We start from the raw sequence: 16,538 nt of genomic DNA, 5'->3' as shown, positions 1-16,538 counted from the left end.
GGAAGATGCGCGCGCAGACGAGCCCACGCGAACCCCGCAATAGCCTCTGGAGTTCCCGCCGCCGGACGCTCGCGGAAGGCGCTCCGTCGATCAAGTGTGGCCGAAAAACATCAGCATTTTCGTTGTGTTAGGTTCAGGAAACCGGCCCCCTATGACGAACATTTGACCAGTCCGGACGGGCCGGTCGCCGAAACGGATGCCCGCCGAAAAGAACAAGGAATGGAGCATCACATGAAGAACATTCTCGTCTGCCTCGCCGCCGGTTCGGCACTCGCCTCGGTCCCCGTCATGGCGCAGGACACCGGCCCCGCGCAGCCTTTCTCGGGCTTCCACGTCGAGGCGCTTGCCGGTTACGACGTGACCAAGGCCGGCAGCAGCGTCGATGACGACGTCAATGTCGACAACGACCAATCGATCGACGGCTTCGCCTACGGTGTTGGCGCGGGCTACGACTTCCGCTCGGGCAACCTGGTCTTCGGTCCCGAGGCCGAAGTGACCTGGTCCACCGCCAAGACCAAGTTCAACGACGGCGATTTCGAAGGCTTCGGCATCGGCAACGTCAAGACCAACCGCGACCTCTACGTCGGCGCCCGCCTCGGTTATGTCGTCACGCCGACCACGATGGTCTATGCAAAGGGCGGCTACACCAATGCCAAGTTCGACGTGCGCAGCACTTTCGGCACGGTCGAGACCAACCGCGACATCGATGCCGACGGCTGGCGCATCGGCGCGGGCGTGGAGCAGGCGGTGACGAACAACGCCTTCGTGAAGCTCGAATACCGCTACTCGAACTACAGCAAGGGCGAGATCGACTACACCGGCGACGTTCCGGACGGCACCCGCTTCAATCTCGACACCGACCGTCACCAGGTCATGGTCGGCGCCGGCGTGCGCTTCTGAGCGAGCGACGATGAGGAAGAGGGCGGGGACGAAAGTTCCCGCCCTTTTTCGTGGGCAGGCGGGGGCGGCTTACCTGTCCCCAAACCTCTCCTCACCCACTCCGCTCATCCTGAGCCTGTCGAAGGATGGGAGCCACAGCGCCCCGCCGCCGGGGGCTTCGACAAGCTCAGCCTGAGCGGGTGGAGAGGGGCAAGCGGACATCCCAACCGCGCGCTATTGCAGCTTGGCGCAGCCGATCAGCGCGGCATCCATCGCCGAAGCGGCGCCCGAGAGCGCCCAGGCATTGACGAAGCGCCGCCCCTGCCGGTCCCGCGCGGTAACGGTCATGCGCGGCGCCGAGCGCATGGCGGCGACGATGGCGGCATTGTCCTTCTCGTCCCGCCCCCAGGCATCGCCTTCGCCCGCCGCGAGAACGAAGCGCTGCCCGCCCAGCGACAGAGTGACTTGCGCACCCTGAGCCAGCCGCCGCGAGAGCCGGAAATGCACTTGCCCACGCGCCCCGCGCCGGGGCCAGGTGCCGACCGCCGCGAAAGGCTGGTACTCGCGCGCCGCCGCGTTCGGCTCGGCCATGGCGATGGCATAGCAGCGCGGGATCACCGGATCGCGAAACGCGCCCCAGCCTGCGTAGATGCCAAGGCTCTCGCGGGCGAGCGCGGGTGCGATGGGCAGCGCGATGAGGCAGCCCGCAATCGTCAGAGCAAGTGCAGGGAAGCGGAAAGTCACCGGACCGGGTACTCGATCTCCATGACTTCCCATTCCTTCTCGCCCGAGGGCAGGCGGACCATCTTAAGGTCGCCCACGGCGGCGCCGCGCAGGGCGCGGGCGAGGGGGGCGCTCCAGCCGATCAGGCCTTTCGCCGCGTCCTGCTCGTCGTCGCCGACGATGGTCAGGGTCTTGTGGACGTCGTCCTCGTCGGCGATCGTCACCGTGGCGCCGAAGAAGACTTTGCCGCGCTCGGTCTGGTCCGCCGGGTTCACCACCCGCAGCGCTTTCATCCGGCGGGCGAGGTAGCCCAGTTCGCGGTCGATCTCGCGCATGCGCTTGCGGCCGTAGAGATAGTCGCCGTTCTCCGAGCGGTCGCCGTTCCCTGCCGCCCAGGACACGATCTCGACGATCTCCGGGCGTTCCTTGCCGAGCAAGTGGTCGTAGCGGGCGCGCAGGGCGGCCATGCCTGAAGGCGAGATCGGAGGACCGGCGGGTTTCATGGCCTGATCCTTATAAAGCATTGCCGGTGCGGCCAAGTCCCACGATGCCTCCTCCACCACCTTGCGCAGGCCCTATTAGTCCGACAAAAGAACGGTCCAAGAATTGGGAGCAAGGACAGATCATGGAATTTTCACGCCGCACCGCGCTGCTCGCCGCCGCTTCCGCGCCGCTGGCCGGGCTTGCCGCCAAGGCCGGTGCGGGGGCCACTGCTCCTTCGACGACCCTCGAACCCGCGCCCGGTGCCGCGCTCGCGCCGCGCCCGCCAATGGGCTGGAACAGCTGGAACAGCTTCGCCGGAACCATCACCGAAGCACAGGCCCTCGAAACCGCCGCGATCATGCGCGAGAAACTGCTGCCCTTCGGCTACGACGTCTTCACCGTCGATATCCAGTGGTACGAGCCGGAGGCGAGCAGCTACACCTACAACGCCAACCCGGTCCCGGCGCTCGACGCCCATGGCCGGGTGATCCCCGCCCCGAACCGCTTCCCCTCGTCCAAAGGCGGCAAGGGCTTCGCGCCGCTTTCCGCCAAAGTCCACGCCATGGGCATGAAGTTCGGCATCCACGTCATGCGCGGCATCCCGCGCCACGCGGTGAAGCTCAACCTCCCCGTGCTCGGCACCAAGCTGCGCGCGCAGGACATCGCCGATATCTCCAGCGTGTGCTCATGGAACCCCGACATGTACGGCGTCGACATGAGCAAGCCCGGCGCCCAGGAATACTACGACAGCGTGTTCAAACTCTACGCCTCGTGGGGCGTCGATTTCGTCAAGATGGACGACATGAGCCGCCCCTACGACGCCCACGCGCCGGAGATCGAGGCCGCCGCCAAGGCCATCGCCCGCTGCGGGCGCCCCATCGTGCTCAGCCTCTCCCCCGGCGAAACCCCCGTCCTGCGCGGCGCCCACGTCCGCCAGCACGCGCAGATGTGGCGCATCTCCGACGACTTCTGGGACGAATGGGCGCAGCTCCACGCCCAGTTCACTCGCCTCGAAAACTGGACGCCGTTCCGCGGCCCCGGCTCCTGGCCCGACGCCGACATGCTCCCCCTCGGCCGCCTCGCCCTAGGCGACCGCGACACCCGCTTCACCCCCGACGAACAGCGCACGCTGATGACGCTCTGGTCGATCGCCCGCTCGCCGCTGATCATGGGCGGCGACCTGCGCCACCTCGACGCACCGACACTAGCGCTGTTGACCAACCGCGAGGTGCTGGCGGTGAACCAGTCGAGCACCGACAACGCTCCGCTGTTCCTCGACGACGGCACCAAGGTTTGGACCGCGCGCGCGGAGGGCAGCGCGGATCGCTACGTGGCGCTGTTCAACCTGTCCGACCAGCCGCGCGAGGTAAGTGTGGCGCTCTCGCTGCTTGGTCTCGGTGGCAAGGCAACGGTGCGCGATCTGTGGGAGGGCAAGGACCTTGGCCAGGTCGAAGGGCGCGTTTCGGCGCGGCTTGCTTCGCATGGAGCGGGGTTGTTCAGGGTTAAGGGGCAATAAGGAAGAAGTCCTGGGGGATGATCCCCCAGACCCTCAAAATGTCAGCGTCGCGCGCGACCTAACCGTAGAGCGCTCCTTGCGGCGCAGCCAATAAGTCTCCCGACGAGACCATGGGCGCACGAGGCTGTTGGTCCGCGTGACTTGGACGGTATTGGGGTGCAGGGGTGTTAACCCCTGCTTCTTCCCTTAAACCTTCACCCCGGCGCCCGCTTCCCGATCAACTGCGTAAGCGGCGTATTTCCGCGATAGCCCGACTGGGTCGGATACATCGACTCATAGACCACGGCGTTCTCCAGCACGCGCTGGATGTAGTTCTTGGTCTCGTAGATCGGGATCTGCTCCAGCCAGTCGATCCAGTCGACCGCTCCGGTGCGCGGATCGCCGTTGGCCGCGAGCCACTTGTTCACATTGCCTGCGCCTGCGTTATAGGCGCCCACTGCCAGCGGCAGCGAGCCGCCGAAGTAGTTGCGCATGCGGGTGAAGTAGGCGTCGCCGAGGCGGATGTTGTAGGTGGCGTCGCTGACCAGCTGGTTCTGGTCGTAGGCGAGGCCGAGCTTGCCTGCCTGTTCGCGCGCGGTGGCGGGCATGAGCTGCATCAGGCCGCGCGCCCCGGCGTGGCTGAGCGCGTTCTGGGCGAACTGGCTTTCCTGCCGGGTGAGGGCGTGGACCATGGCGAAGTCGGCGCCCGGCGGCACCGGGATCAGCGGGTAGGCGATCTGGCCGAAGTCCTGGTAGCCGTCGCCGTGGGCGCTCTGGCCGAGGATCACAGCGAGGTCGCGGCGGCCGATGTCGCGGGCGAGTTCGGCGACGAGAACGTGGTCGCTCTCGCTCTGGGCCTGGTCGGAGATCTCGCGGAAGAACTGGACGGTGGTGCGCCAGTCGCCGTCGCGGGCGACGTCGCGCACGGCATTGGTCAGCGGCCTGGCGAAGAAGGCGCTGCGTTCGGCCTGGGTGGGCACGGCGCGCGGGCGGGTGTCGAGGTCGGGCAGCGGGCGACCCAGCCGTTCGAGCGCGAGCTGGCCGTAGAAGTAGTGCGGATAGGCGGCGGCCATCTGGAAGTAGCGGTTGGCGCCTGCGGTGTCCCCGGCCTTGGCGAGCGCGCGGCCTGCCCAGTAGAAGCCCTTGGAGCGCGTGCCCGGCGTCTGCGCGGCGGCGCCGTAGCGGTAGAACAGCGGCGCGGCGCGGCGGGCGTCGCCCAGTTGCCAGAGCGCCTTGGTGCCGCCCAGCCAGACCAGCGTGGTGTAGTCGTCGCGCAGGCGGAACGAGAGCTGGCTGATGTCGGTGCCGGGGGCGAAGGCGTCGTCGATGCCGCCCGCGATCCGCACTGCCGAATCCGCGCCCGCGCCCTTGGCGGCGGTGAGCAGTTCGCGCACCCACTTTTCCGGCTCGGGCACCGGGGTCGTCAGGGTGGGGCGATTCGCGAGCAGGGCGATTTCGGCGGGCAGGTTGCCGGTCTTGCGGGCCTGGACGGCGCGGGCGTAGATATAGCCCGCATCGGCGTTCATCTGAGGCGTCAAGGTCAGGCCCAGGGTGCCGGGAGGCGAGCCTTGCAGCATCGTCAGCCGCTCCATGAACAGCGCGCGGCGTTCGGCGGAGACGAAGGAGATCTGCCGCTCGGCCTGCGAGGTCTCGCCCTGCCAGAGCAGGCGGTCCATGCGGGTATCGTGGTCGGCTGTCGTGAGGGCGCCGCGCCAGGTCGCGAGGATGGCTGCCTCATCGCTCGGCGCCAGGGTGCCGCCGCGCCAGGCGGCGAGCGCGCGCTGCTGGGCATCGGGACGGCGCAAGGTGCTTAGCGCCGTGGCATAGCGTCCCGCGGCCTGGTTCGAGAGCGGCGGATAGCGGGTGAAGAACGCGACCACGGAATTGGCGTCGGGCGACTGGCTCACCAGCGCGCGTTCGGCGGAGCCGCGAATCTTGTCGGCCTGCGGATAGCCGGGATACGTCAGCAGGAAGCTGGAATAGCTTCCGAAATCGAACCCGTCCGACGCCACGAGCTGGCGCCAGCGGTCGATCGACTGGTGGACGGCCATGTCGTGCGACTGCATGGAACGCGCCTTCGCGAGGTCCCATTCGCGGCCGTCCTGTGCGGCTGCGGGGGTCCCGAAAGCGATGCCGAATGCGGCGGTCGAAGCAAGCAAGACGAGGGGGGCGACACGCTGCATGCTGGACATTTTGGGAAAAGGCTCCTTATCAGGCGCTGAACATCGGGTCCGTCGGGCTCGATCATTGAACATCCGGTGAGGTAAAGTCCATGTTCTCGGGTTCCATTCCAGCGCTTGTTACACCGTTTCGCGACGGAGCGTTCGATGAACAGGCCTTTCGGCGACTCGTGGACTGGCAGATCGAATCGGGCTCCTCGGCGCTCGTTCCCTGCGGCACGACCGGCGAAAATTCGACGCTTTCGAACGCCGAACACCACCGCGTCATCGAACTCTGCGTCGAGCAGGCGGCCGGACGCGTGCCGGTGATCGCCGGCTGCGGCAGCAACGATACGATGAATGCGCTGCTGCACATGAACTTCTCCAAGAAGTGCGGCGCCTCGGCGGCGCTGCTGGTGGCGCCTTACTACAACCGCCCGAGCCAGGAAGGGCTGCTCGCCCACTTTACCTATCTGGCGGAAAACAACGACCTGCCGATCGTGCTCTACAACGTGCCCGGCCGCACCGTCACCGACCTGCTGCCGGAAACCGTCTGCGAGCTGGCGCGTCGCTTCCCCGATCGCTTCATCGCCATCAAGGATGCCAGCGGCGATCTCAGCCGCGTGACCGACCACCGCATGGGCATCGGCAAGGACTTCGTGCAGCTCTGCGGCGACGACGAGCTGGCGCTGCCGTTCAACGCGGCGGGCGGCGTCGGCTGCATCTCGGTGACGGCGAACGTCGCGCCGAAGCTCTGCGCCGAGTTCCAGGCGGCCTGCGCCGCCAACGACCTGGAGGAAGCGCGCCGCCTCAACGACCTGCTCTATCCGCTGCACTACGCGATGTTCGAGGACAGCTCGCCGGGGCCGTGCAAGTACGCGCTGGCGCAAGTCCACGACTGGATCGAGAACGAACTGCGCCTGCCGCTGGTCCCGTGCAGCGACAAGGCCCGCACCGCCGTGGACGAAGCGCTGGTCCACGCCGGACTGGTCTGAGCTTGAATATGCCGTCGTCCCGGACCCGATCCGGGACGACGTTCTTTTTTAATCCGCCGGATTGTTCTTCTGAACGAAGCGCACGGCCTCCGACAGCATCCGCTTGCGGGTTTCCTCGCGCGAGAGCCAGTGGTCCTCCCCTGCCAGAGTGACGAATTCGTAGGGCTTGCGGGCGTCCTTCAGGGCATCGGCCATGACCTGGCTCTGCTTGTAGCCGACGACGGTATCGTCCTTGCCGTGGATCAGCAGCACCGGCGCATCGGCGCGCGCGGCGAAGCGGCGCGGTGACACGTCGTCGTAGAGCTTGGGATCGCCAAGCTGCTCGCGCAGCGACTTGGTAAGCATCTTAGAATCGCCGCTTTCGCGGATGTCGGTGGAATACATCAGCTTGAGATCGGCCACGCCCGCCACCGAGACCGCGCAGCGGTAGAGCCCCTGTTGCAGGGTGACGCCCGCCAACGCCGCATAGCCGCCATAGCTCGCGCCGACGATGCAGGCGCGCTTCGGGTCGACGATGCCCTGTCTGGCCAGTTCGGCGAGACCGTCCGAAATGTCGGTTTGCATCTTGCGGCCCCATTGGCCGTCCCCGGCATGGCGGAAGGCATCGGTGCGTCCGGTCGAACCGCGGAAGTTCGGCTGGAACACCGCATAGCCGCGCGAGGCGAAGGCCTGCGCCCACCAGTCGAACTCCGCCTTGTCATGCGCGGCGGGGCCGCCGTGAGGCAGCAGGATCACCGGCAGGTTCTTCGCCTCGCGGCCGGGCGGCAGCGTCAGGATGCCGTCCATGTCGAGGCCGTCCTGCGCCTTGTAGCCGACGACCGAGATCGCGCCGACCTGCTCCGGCGGAATATCGGCGCGCTCGTAGCCGATCGGATCGGCCCGCTTGGCGCGCACGTCTACGAGATACCAGGTGCCGCTGTCCTTGTTGCCGGTGGTGCGCACCACCACCTTCGTAAAGTCCGGCGTCCAGTCGATCAGATGCGCCTCGCGGCCGGAAAAGGCCTTGAAGATGCGGGTGATGGCGCTTTGATGGGCAGGGTCGTCCATGACCGTCTGCGGCGTTTCGCCCTGCGTGCGATAGCCGATCATGTCGCCGCTGCTGCGGTCGACGAAGAGACGTTCGATGCCGGTATCGTAGAGGATTTCCTTGGCTTCCCCGCCGGCCAGCGGCACTTCGAACCAGCGCGAGGCGCCGTCCTCATCCTCGATCGCGTAGACTGCGGTGGCGCCGCCCTTGCCGAACGCGATCAGGCTGACATTGCCGGTCGGATCGACCCCGCGCGCAAGTTCCGCCCCGCGCGGGACATTGATCTTCCAGGTGCCGCTCGTCTCCGAGATGTCGAGGATGACCGCAACGTTGCCGCTGCGGTCGATCAGCCAGTCCCGGTAATGGTCTTCCGAAGGGGGCTGGGCGAGGACGCGGGCGCGGTTGGTCTTGAGGTCCACCGCATAGAGCGTGGAGCGGCCATGGCGCCAGCGGGGCTGGCTGCCTTCGACATCGAGCGCGATGCCGCCGAAATAGCCGACCGTGCGGCCGTCGATCGTGCGTATGCCGTAGCGACCGCGCGTGGTCTTGGCGATCGCCTGGTTCTTCGCGAAGACCATGCCCGATTCGCCGCCCGGCTTCAGGGGCAGGATGATCGTGCCGTTCATTTCGTACTTGGCGGCGGTGAAGCCGAACAGCGGCACGGTGGCACTGTTGGTGAGCAGCACGGTGTCGTTGTCCGCCCATTCGATCGCGCGGACCTTGGTGGTTCCGGACGAGGCGTTCAGCACGACTTCGTTGTTCTTGAGCACGATGACGCGGCGTTCGCCGCCCGTGTGGGTGACGCTGGCGATCGAGGTGCCGTCCGGCGAGAGCGCGGCATCCTCGACTTGCGGCAGTTCGCCGTAGGCATCGAGCGGCGGCGGCGTGCCCGGCACGGCCATGGCGGCGGGCACTATGGATTCGGCAATCAGCAAGGCGGCCGGAAGAGCCGACCGAAGTATCAGGCGCACTGTGGATTTCCCCCGTTTGTTCCCGACTATTCAAATCGGTGGGGTTCTTTGGCAAGGGCAATATTCGGCGCCATCGCGGTTAAAATGCTTTCATGCCGGCGGTCCGACCGCCGATCGTTCACGGCATGACGAAATCGCGCAAACGGGGCGTTTCCTTTTTGCGCGCGAATCCCTACATGCCGGGACATCATGGCACGTCCGCAGCACAAGACATTCGACAAGCACAAGAGCGTCGCGGAAAACCGCAGGGCCCGCTTCGAGTACCACATCGAGGAAACCTTCGAGGCCGGCATCGCGCTGACCGGCACCGAGGTGAAGTCGCTGCGGTTCGGCGAAGGCTCGATCGCGGAGGCCTACGCCGAGGTCAAGAACGGCGAATGCTGGCTGGTGAACTCCAACGTACCGGAATTCAGCCACGGCAACCGCTACAACCACGTGCCCAAGCGCCCGCGCAAGCTGCTGCTGCACGAGCGGGAAATTTCCCGTCTCCAGGGCTCGGTGGAGCGCAAGGGCATGACCCTGGTGCCGCTGTCGATCTACTTCAACGGCCGGGGCCGCGCGAAAGTCGAACTGGCGCTGGCCAAGGGCAAGAATGCGGCGGACAAGCGCAATACGATCAAGGAACGCGACTGGAAGCGGGAGCAGGGCCGCATCCTGCGCGAGCACAAGTGAGCGCGCTGCTGCACCGGCTGGGTGCCTGGCTGCACGGCCAGATGCCCACCCATGCGCAGCTTGAGGCGAATCGCTTCACGGCGCCGTTCACGCGCCGCCCCGAACTGTTCCGCTTCACCCGCCGCTCGGTGCCGCGCGGCGTGGCGGTGGGCATGTTCATCGGCATCTTCGCGCTGATTCCCGGCGTCCAGATCGTCGGCGCGGCGCTCATGTGCGTGCCGTTTCGCGGCAATATCCCGCTCGCCGCCGCGATCACCTTCATTTCCAATCCGGTGACGACGCTGCTCATCATCCTGCCGCTGGCGGTCGCGATCGGCAACAGCTTCGGCTACCACGCCGACATCGCCACAGTGGAGGCCATGGTGCGCGAAGGCGCGGGCCTGGCGCAGTGGCGCAACTGGCTGTTGTCGGACACCGCGCCCGCCGTCGTCATCGGCCTGTTCATCCAGTCGGTCGTCGCCGCTTTCGTCAGCTATTTCCTGACGATCTGGTTCTGGCGCTACTGGATCGGGCGCAAGCACCGCGCCCGCCGCCACCGCGCGGCGGCGGCTGCAGTGGCGGCGAAACCCGCCGATACGGAAGGAATTGCATGAAGGCAGGCCAGCGGGAGCGGGAAGCGGGCGAGGTCATGGCGGCGGGTAAAATCGGCGGTCTTTCCGACACCGCCGTCGTCGGCATCGCTCTGGTGCTCAGCGCCGGGCTGGTCTGGCTGGTCAGCGGCGACGGACTGCTCACCGCGATCCTCACCGGCACGCTGCTGGTCTTCGCGGGTCTCGCCTGGATGGTCGCCAATCGCCGGACCGAGGCCGCCGACGTGGAGTTCGCCCAGCCCGACTGGTCGGTCACGGTCGCCGCGATCGACCGCGCCGACAGCGCGATCGCCGTCACCGACCGCGCCGGGCGCCTCGCCTGCGCCAATGCCGGTTTCGAGCAGTGGTTCGGCACCGCCAGCCCGCCGCCGCGCCTGCCGGTGGGCGATGCCGCGACGGAACGCCTTACCGAAGCCGTCCGCGCCGCCTGGCGCGACGGCCATGCCCGCACCGACTTGCGCACCGAAGGCGATATCCCGGCCGACTGGCGGGTGGAAATCCAGCGCTCGGGCCGGGGCGACGACTTTCTCGTCTGGCAGTTCCAACCGGTCAGTTCGGTCGATCTCGTGGGCGACATGGTCCGCCAGATCGACGGCAAGCTCGGAAAGGGCCTTGCCCGCGCCGGCATCTCGGCAGCGGTGGTCGATCCCGACGGCATGATCCGCGCCGCCAGCGCCGGTTTCTCCCAGCGCGCGACGGGTGACGCTCTGGCCGACATGACCGGCCTCGATTTCGTTTCGCTCATCAGCCAGGAGGAAGGCGAGCGCATCGGCTGGGCGCGCGATGCCGGACGCGGCGGACCGCTCGTGCTCTATCACGTCCCGATCGCCGATCCCGATGCGCCGGGCGAACCCGATCCCCATGTCACGCCGTCGCTGATGCTGGTGGTCGAGGCCGGGCAGGGCATCGGCGCGGGTGGCGGTGGCGGTACGGCCGCGCCGCATCTGGAGGCGCTGATCAGCCAGTTGCCGCTCGGCCTCGCCATGGCCGACCGCGACGGGCGGCTGCTCTTCGCCAACCCCGCCTTCATGCGCGCCGCCGGGCAGGAGGGCCAGCACCCGCCGAGCTACCCCACCGACCTCGTCGTCCGCGACGACAAGCGCGCGCTGTCCGAAGCGATCCGCCGCTTCGCGCAAGGCCCCGCCGCCGCAGGCGACATCGCCGTGCGCCTGACCACCCAGCCCGACGATCCGGTCTCGCTCAGCCTTGCGGGCGTGCGCGGTCTCGGCGAGGCGGCAGTGCTGCTCGGCCTCACCGACACCTCGGAGGAAACCCGCCTCAAGCGGCAGGTCGCGCAGGCCACCAAGATGCAGGCAGTGGGCCAGCTCGCGGGCGGCGTCGCGCACGATTTCAACAATGTGCTGACCGCGATCCTCGGCACCTGCGATCTCATGCTGATGCGCCATACGCCCGGCGATTCGGACTATGACGACATCCAGCAGATCCGCGCCAATTCCAACCGCGCCGCCTCGCTGACCCGCCAGCTCCTTGCCTTCTCGCGTCAGCAGACCCTGCGCCCCGAAGTGCTCCAGCTGCCCGACGTGGTGGCGGACGTCTCGCAGATGCTGCGCCGCCTGATCGGCGAGAAGATCCAGCTCGTCGTCACCCACGACCGCGACCTCGGCCCGGTGCGCGCCGACCCGACCCAGCTGGAGCAGGTGATCGTCAACCTCGCGGTCAACGCGCGCGATGCGATGCAGATGAAGGGCGACGGCGCGGGCACGCTCACGCTGGCCACCTGCCGCATCAGCAATACCGACGTGCGGGCGATGCGCAGCGAGATCATCCCGGCGGGCGACTATACCGCGATGATCGTCGAGGATACCGGCGGCGGCATCCCGCCCGAACACCTCGGCAAGATCTTCGAGCCGTTCTTCACCACCAAGGAGCAGGGCAAGGGCACCGGCCTTGGTCTTTCGACCGTCTACGGCATCGTCAAGCAGTCGGGCGGCTTCATCTTCGCGGAAAGCGAGCCGGGCCGGGGGACGCGCTTCGTCGTCTACCTGCCGGTCCACCACGTCGCCCCCGGCTCCGCGCCCGAACCGGCGCCGGTCGAGGAACCCGAGGTCGAACCCAGCCAGTGGGCGGGCGGCGGCGCGATCCTGCTGGTGGAGGACGAGGACCCGGTGCGCATCGTCGCCGAACGCGCACTCACCCGGCAGGGCTATGCCGTGACCTGCGCGCGCGACGGCGAGGAAGGGCTGGAACTCGTGGAGGAGGGCGGCCGGTTCGACCTCGTAATCTCCGACGTGGTTATGCCCACGCTCGACGGCCCCGGCATGGCGCGCGAGATCCGCCGCATCGCCCCGGAGCTGCCGGTGCTGTTCATGTCGGGCTATGCCGAGGAGCAACTGCGCAAGGAAATCGGCATCGCCAATGCCTGGTTCATGCCCAAGCCGTTCTCCGTGCAGCAGCTCTCGGAAAAAGTCGGGGATGTTCTGGCCCGTACCGCAGGCGGCGTTAAAAATAGGAAATAAGCCATCGTTCCCCTCTTGTTCCATGAGAACAAAGTGGATACATAGTTCCCCACGACGTTGACCTTTCCGGTCAGGCCGGTAGCAAGGGGAAGTGACATGGCTGCTCAGCTCAAGCTGATCCAGGAAGGCAAGGAAAAGGACAACATGGACCGTCAGAAGGCGCTCGAAGCCGCGCTTGCGCAGATCGACAAGGCGTTCGGCAAGGGCTCCGCGATGAAGCTGGGTTCGAAGGAAGCGATGCAGGTCGAGGCGATCTCCACCGGCTCGCTCGGGCTCGACATCGCGCTGGGGGTCGGTGGCCTGCCGCGCGGCCGCGTGATCGAAGTCTACGGGCCGGAAAGCTCGGGCAAGACCACGCTCGCCCTCCACGTCATCGCCGAGGCGCAGAAGTCGGGCGGCACCGCTGCCTTCATCGACGCCGAACACGCGCTCGATCCCGTCTATGCGAAGAAGCTGGGCGTCAATATCGACGAACTGATCGTCTCGCAGCCCGACACCGGCGAACAGGCGCTCGAAATCACCGATACACTGGTCCGCTCGAACGCGATCGACGTGCTGGTGGTCGACTCGGTGGCCGCGCTGGTCCCCCGCGCCGAAATCGAAGGCGAGATGGGCGACAGCCACGTCGGTCTCCAGGCCCGCCTGATGAGCCAGTCGCTGCGCAAGCTGACCGGCTCGATCAGCCGCTCGCGCTGCATGGTGATCTTCATCAACCAGCTGCGCATGAAGATCGGCGTCATGTACGGCAACCCGGAAACGACCACGGGCGGCAATGCGCTCAAGTTCTACGCCTCGGTCCGCCTCGACATCCGCCGCACCGGCCAGATCAAGGACCGCGACGATATCGTCGGCAACGCCACCCGCGTGAAGGTCGTGAAGAACAAGGTTGCGCCGCCGTTCAAGCAGGTCGAGTTCGACATCATGTACGGCGAGGGCATCTCCAAGATCGGCGAGATCCTCGACCTCGGCGTCAAGGCGGGCATCGTCGAGAAGTCGGGCGCCTGGTTCAGCTACGATTCGATCCGCATCGGTCAGGGCCGTGAAAACGCCAAGACCTATCTCAAGACCAACCCCGAAATCTGCGATCGCCTCGAAAAGGCGATCCGCGCCCAGACCGCCGGTCTGGCCGAGGAAATGATGGTCGGCCCTTCGGCGGAAGACGACGTCGAATAAGCTCTGCGCGTACCCGCAGAACGAAGAAAACCCCGGCCCTTGCGCCGGGGTTTTTGTTTTCGGGATTTCAGGAGTTATCCCCTGTCGGTTTGCCTGCCTCCCCAGCCACCCAAAACCCGTGGCGCAGATGCAACACACCTGCACCGCCGCCGCTTATCGCGAGAACCGAACAGTCTGACCGCAGCAACCCGCTTGCCGCCGCCGCGTCGCTGGATTATCGGCGCGTTCTATGCACACGACCAACGAAATCCGCCGGTCCTTCCTCGACTATTTCGCCAGCAATGGTCACGAGGCCGTTCAGTCCGCGCCGCTCGTTCCTTACAACGACCCGACGCTGATGTTCGTGAACGCCGGCATGGTGCCGTTCAAGAACGTGTTCACGGGTCTTGAAACGCCGTTCGCGCCGCGCGCCACGTCCTCGCAGAAGTGCGTCCGCGCCGGCGGCAAGCACAACGATCTCGACAACGTCGGCTACACCGCGCGCCACCACACGTTCTTCGAAATGCTCGGCAATTTCTCGTTCGGCGACTACTTCAAGGAACAGGCGATCACCCACGCCTGGACCCTGCTGACCAAGGAATGGGGCCTTCCGGTCGAGAAGCTGCTCGTCACCGTCTACCACACCGACGACGAAGCCTTCGACCTCTGGAAGAAGATCGCGGGCCTGCCGGAATCGAAGATCATCCGCATCCCCACCAAGGACAACTTCTGGGCGATGGGCGACGAAGGCCCGTGCGGTCCCTGCTCGGAAATCTTCTTCGACCACGGCGACCACATCTGGGGCGGCCCTCCGGGATCGCCGGAAGAAGACGGCGACCGCTTCATCGAGATCTGGAACCTCGTGTTCATGCAGTTCGAGCAGTCGGCGGGCGAGATCGTCGGCAACCTGCCGAAGCCCTCGATCGACACCGGCATGGGCCTTGAGCGTATCTCGGCGGTCATGCAGGGCGTGCACGACAACTACGATATCGACACCTTCAAGGCGCTTATCGCCGCCTCGGAAAGCCTCACCGGCGTCGCCGCGCAGGGCGAGCAGCGCGCCAGCCACCGCGTGATCGCGGACCACTTGCGCTCGACCAGCTTCCTGCTGGCCGACGGCGTGCTGCCCTCGAACGAGGGCCGCGGCTATGTCCTGCGCCGCATCATGCGTCGCGCCATGCGCCACGCGCACCTGCTCGGTGCGCGCGATCCGCTGATGCACCGTCTGGTGCCCGCGCTCGTCGCCGAGATGGGCCAGGCCTATCCGGAACTCGGTCGCGCCCAGCCGCTGATCGAGGAAACGCTGGAGCGCGAGGAAGTGCAGTTCCGCCGCACCCTCGCCAACGGCCTCAAGCTGCTCGACGAAGCCACCGGGGGCATGGGTGAGGGCGGCGAACTCCCCGGCGAGACCGCGTTCAAGCTCTACGACACGTACGGTTTCCCTTACGACCTCACCGAAGACGCGCTGCGTTCGCGCGGCATCGCCGTGGACCGCGCCGGTTTCGACGCCGCAATGGCCCAGCAGAAGGCCGCCGCCCGCGCTGCATGGAAGGGTTCGGGGCAGGCCGCCGACAGCGAAGTCTGGTTCGACATCGCCGAGCGCGAAGGCGCCAGCGAGTTCACCGGCTATGCCTCGATCACCGGCGAAGGCCAGGTCGTGGCGCTGGTCAGGGACGGCAAGGAAGTCCAGTCCGCCACGGCGGGCGAAGCGGTCGTAGTGCTGACCAACCAGACGCCGTTCTACGGCGAATCGGGCGGTCAGGAAGGCGATCGCGGCACGATCCTCGGCGCGAACGGCCTGAAGATTGCCGTCACCGACACCGCCAAGCCGCTCGGCCGTCTCCACGCCATGAGCGGCACGGTCGAGGCGGGCACGATCAAGGTGGGTGATGCCGTCAACCTCAAGGTCGATGCTGAACGCCGCGATGCCGTGCGCGCCAACCACTCGGCCACGCACCTGCTGCATGCCGCGCTGCGCAACCGTCTGGGCGATCACGTCACCCAGAAGGGTTCGCTGGTCGCCGCCGAGCGCCTGCGTTTCGACTACTCGCACCCCAAGGCGCTCGACGCCGAGGATATCGCGGCGATCGAAGCCGAAGTGAACGCGGAAATCCGCGCCAACGATCCGGTGCTCACCCGCCTGATGACGCCCGACGACGCGATCGAAGCAGGCGCCATGGCGCTGTTCGGCGAGAAGTACGGCGATGAAGTGCGCGTGCTGTCGATGGGCCGCAGCGCCAAGACCGAAGCGGGCGAGCGCACCTATTCGGTCGAGCTGTGCGGCGGCACCCACGTGCGCGCCACCGGCGACATCGGCGTGTTCCGCATCGTTTCGGAAAGCGCGGTCTCCTCGGGCGTGCGCCGCATCGAGGCATTGACCGGCGAAGGTGCCCGCCAGTGGCTCGTGGCCCGCGAGGAAGCGCTGAAGGGCGCCGCCAGCGCGCTGCGCACGACGCCGGAAGACGTCGAGGCCCGCGTCACCGCGCTGCTCGACGAGCGCCGCAAGCTCGAACGCGAACTGGCCGAAGCAAAGAAGGCGCTGGCGCTGGGCGGCGGCTCGGGCAAGGCCGAAGCGGCTGACGAGGAAGTGAACGGCGTGAAGTTCTCGGGTCAGGTGCTTGAGGGCCTCGACCCCAAGGAACTGCGCGGCCTGCTCGATCAGGCCAAGCAGCGCATGGGTTCGGGCGTCGCCGCGATCGTCGCGGTGAACGAGGGCAAGGCGAGCATCGCCGCTGCCGTCACCGAAGACCTCACCGGCACGATCAGCGCTGTCGATCTCGTCCGCAAGGGCGTCGAGACGCTGGGCGGCAAGGGCGGCGGCGGCCGCGCCGACATGGCGCAGGGCGGCGGTCCCGACGGTGACAAGGCGGCGGATGCCATCGCTGCGGTCAAGGCCGTGCTCGCGGGTTGATCCC

The 16,538-nt window shown here is 67.1% G+C and carries 12 protein-coding genes; 8 read left to right on the top strand and 4 right to left on the bottom strand.

Annotated features, from left to right (window positions below; all coding sequences use genetic code 11):
* Positions 1-231 precede the first annotated feature (231 nt).
* On the top strand, positions 232-900 hold the full coding sequence (locus tag AC4D6D_RS13680) for an outer membrane protein (RefSeq protein WP_491325727.1): 669 nt from the start codon (positions 232-234) through the stop codon (positions 898-900).
* A gap of 213 nt (positions 901-1,113) precedes the next feature.
* Here AC4D6D_RS13680 and AC4D6D_RS13675 read toward each other — a convergent pair whose 3' ends face one another.
* On the bottom strand, positions 1,114-1,623 hold the full coding sequence (locus tag AC4D6D_RS13675) for a hypothetical protein (protein ID WP_491325726.1): 510 nt from the start codon (positions 1,621-1,623) through the stop codon (positions 1,114-1,116).
* Positions 1,620-2,105, bottom strand: a complete 486-nt coding sequence (gene greB / locus AC4D6D_RS13670; protein WP_491325725.1) for a transcription elongation factor GreB — start codon at positions 2,103-2,105, stop codon at positions 1,620-1,622. The genes AC4D6D_RS13675 and greB overlap by 4 nt, the downstream gene beginning before the upstream one ends.
* 122 nt (positions 2,106-2,227) lie before the next feature.
* Between greB and AC4D6D_RS13665 the strand changes: the two genes are divergently transcribed.
* Positions 2,228-3,601 (top strand): glycoside hydrolase family 27 protein, encoded by a 1,374-nt coding sequence (locus AC4D6D_RS13665; RefSeq protein WP_491325724.1) that lies wholly within the window; start codon positions 2,228-2,230, stop codon positions 3,599-3,601.
* Between the two features lie 194 nt (positions 3,602-3,795).
* Here the strand turns inward: AC4D6D_RS13665 and AC4D6D_RS13660 are convergent, their stop codons facing one another.
* Positions 3,796-5,772, bottom strand: coding sequence for a lytic transglycosylase domain-containing protein (locus tag AC4D6D_RS13660; RefSeq protein ID WP_491325723.1), 1,977 nt, complete (start codon positions 5,770-5,772; stop codon positions 3,796-3,798).
* 80 nt (positions 5,773-5,852) lie between these two features.
* On the opposite strand from AC4D6D_RS13660, the gene dapA reads away from it, so the two are divergent.
* A complete protein-coding gene (gene dapA, locus AC4D6D_RS13655; protein ID WP_491325722.1) occupies positions 5,853-6,734 on the top strand; it encodes a 4-hydroxy-tetrahydrodipicolinate synthase in 882 nt (293 codons plus the stop codon).
* A 48-nt stretch (positions 6,735-6,782) separates the two neighbouring features.
* Here the strand turns inward: dapA and AC4D6D_RS13650 are convergent, their stop codons facing one another.
* Positions 6,783-8,732, bottom strand: coding sequence for an alpha/beta hydrolase family protein (locus AC4D6D_RS13650; RefSeq protein ID WP_491325721.1), 1,950 nt, complete (start codon positions 8,730-8,732; stop codon positions 6,783-6,785).
* 189 nt (positions 8,733-8,921) lie between these two features.
* Here AC4D6D_RS13650 and smpB point away from each other — a divergent pair, with 189 nt between their 5' ends.
* The 5 genes from smpB (at position 8,922) to alaS (ending at position 16,534) form a co-directional block, all read left to right on the top strand.
* Positions 8,922-9,404 carry an SsrA-binding protein SmpB gene (gene smpB, locus AC4D6D_RS13645; protein ID WP_147218941.1) on the top strand — a complete coding sequence of 161 codons (483 nt, stop codon included), beginning with the start codon at positions 8,922-8,924 and terminating at the stop codon, positions 9,402-9,404.
* Positions 9,401-9,997: a DUF2062 domain-containing protein gene (locus AC4D6D_RS13640; RefSeq protein ID WP_147218943.1), complete on the top strand. Its 597-nt coding sequence runs from the start codon at positions 9,401-9,403 to the stop codon at positions 9,995-9,997. Before smpB ends, AC4D6D_RS13640 begins: the two co-directional genes overlap by 4 nt.
* Before the next feature lie 35 nt (positions 9,998-10,032).
* Complete coding sequence (locus tag AC4D6D_RS13635; protein ID WP_491327250.1) at positions 10,033-12,471, top strand: hybrid sensor histidine kinase/response regulator; 2,439 nt, start codon at positions 10,033-10,035, stop codon at positions 12,469-12,471.
* Between the two features lie 96 nt (positions 12,472-12,567).
* Positions 12,568-13,644: a recombinase RecA gene (gene recA, locus AC4D6D_RS13630; protein ID WP_147218946.1), complete on the top strand. Its 1,077-nt coding sequence runs from the start codon at positions 12,568-12,570 to the stop codon at positions 13,642-13,644.
* A gap of 229 nt (positions 13,645-13,873) precedes the next feature.
* Entirely contained in the window at positions 13,874-16,534 is a 2,661-nt protein-coding gene (gene alaS, locus AC4D6D_RS13625; RefSeq protein ID WP_491325720.1) for an alanine--tRNA ligase, read from the top strand.
* Positions 16,535-16,538 lie beyond the last annotated feature (4 nt).

The organism is Novosphingobium sp. BF6 (assembly GCF_058273105.1).
This window is presented reverse-complemented; position numbering and strand designations above follow the sequence as displayed.

Excerpts from the sequence above, each read along its gene's own strand:
- AC4D6D_RS13680 (WP_491325727.1), top strand. The coding sequence starts at position 232 with ATGAAGAACATTCTCGTCTGCCTCGCCGCCGGTTCGGCACTCGCCTCG.
- greB (WP_491325725.1), bottom strand. The coding sequence starts at position 2,105 with ATGAAACCCGCCGGTCCTCCGATCTCGCCTTCAGGCATGGCCGCCCTG.
- AC4D6D_RS13665 (WP_491325724.1), top strand. The coding sequence starts at position 2,228 with ATGGAATTTTCACGCCGCACCGCGCTGCTCGCCGCCGCTTCCGCGCCG.
- AC4D6D_RS13660 (WP_491325723.1), bottom strand. The coding sequence starts at position 5,772 with ATGTCCAGCATGCAGCGTGTCGCCCCCCTCGTCTTGCTTGCTTCGACC.
- dapA (WP_491325722.1), top strand. The coding sequence starts at position 5,853 with ATGTTCTCGGGTTCCATTCCAGCGCTTGTTACACCGTTTCGCGACGGA.
- smpB (WP_147218941.1), top strand. The coding sequence starts at position 8,922 with ATGGCACGTCCGCAGCACAAGACATTCGACAAGCACAAGAGCGTCGCG.
- AC4D6D_RS13635 (WP_491327250.1), top strand. The coding sequence starts at position 10,033 with ATGGCGGCGGGTAAAATCGGCGGTCTTTCCGACACCGCCGTCGTCGGC.
- recA (WP_147218946.1), top strand. The coding sequence starts at position 12,568 with ATGGCTGCTCAGCTCAAGCTGATCCAGGAAGGCAAGGAAAAGGACAAC.
- alaS (WP_491325720.1), top strand. The coding sequence starts at position 13,874 with ATGCACACGACCAACGAAATCCGCCGGTCCTTCCTCGACTATTTCGCC.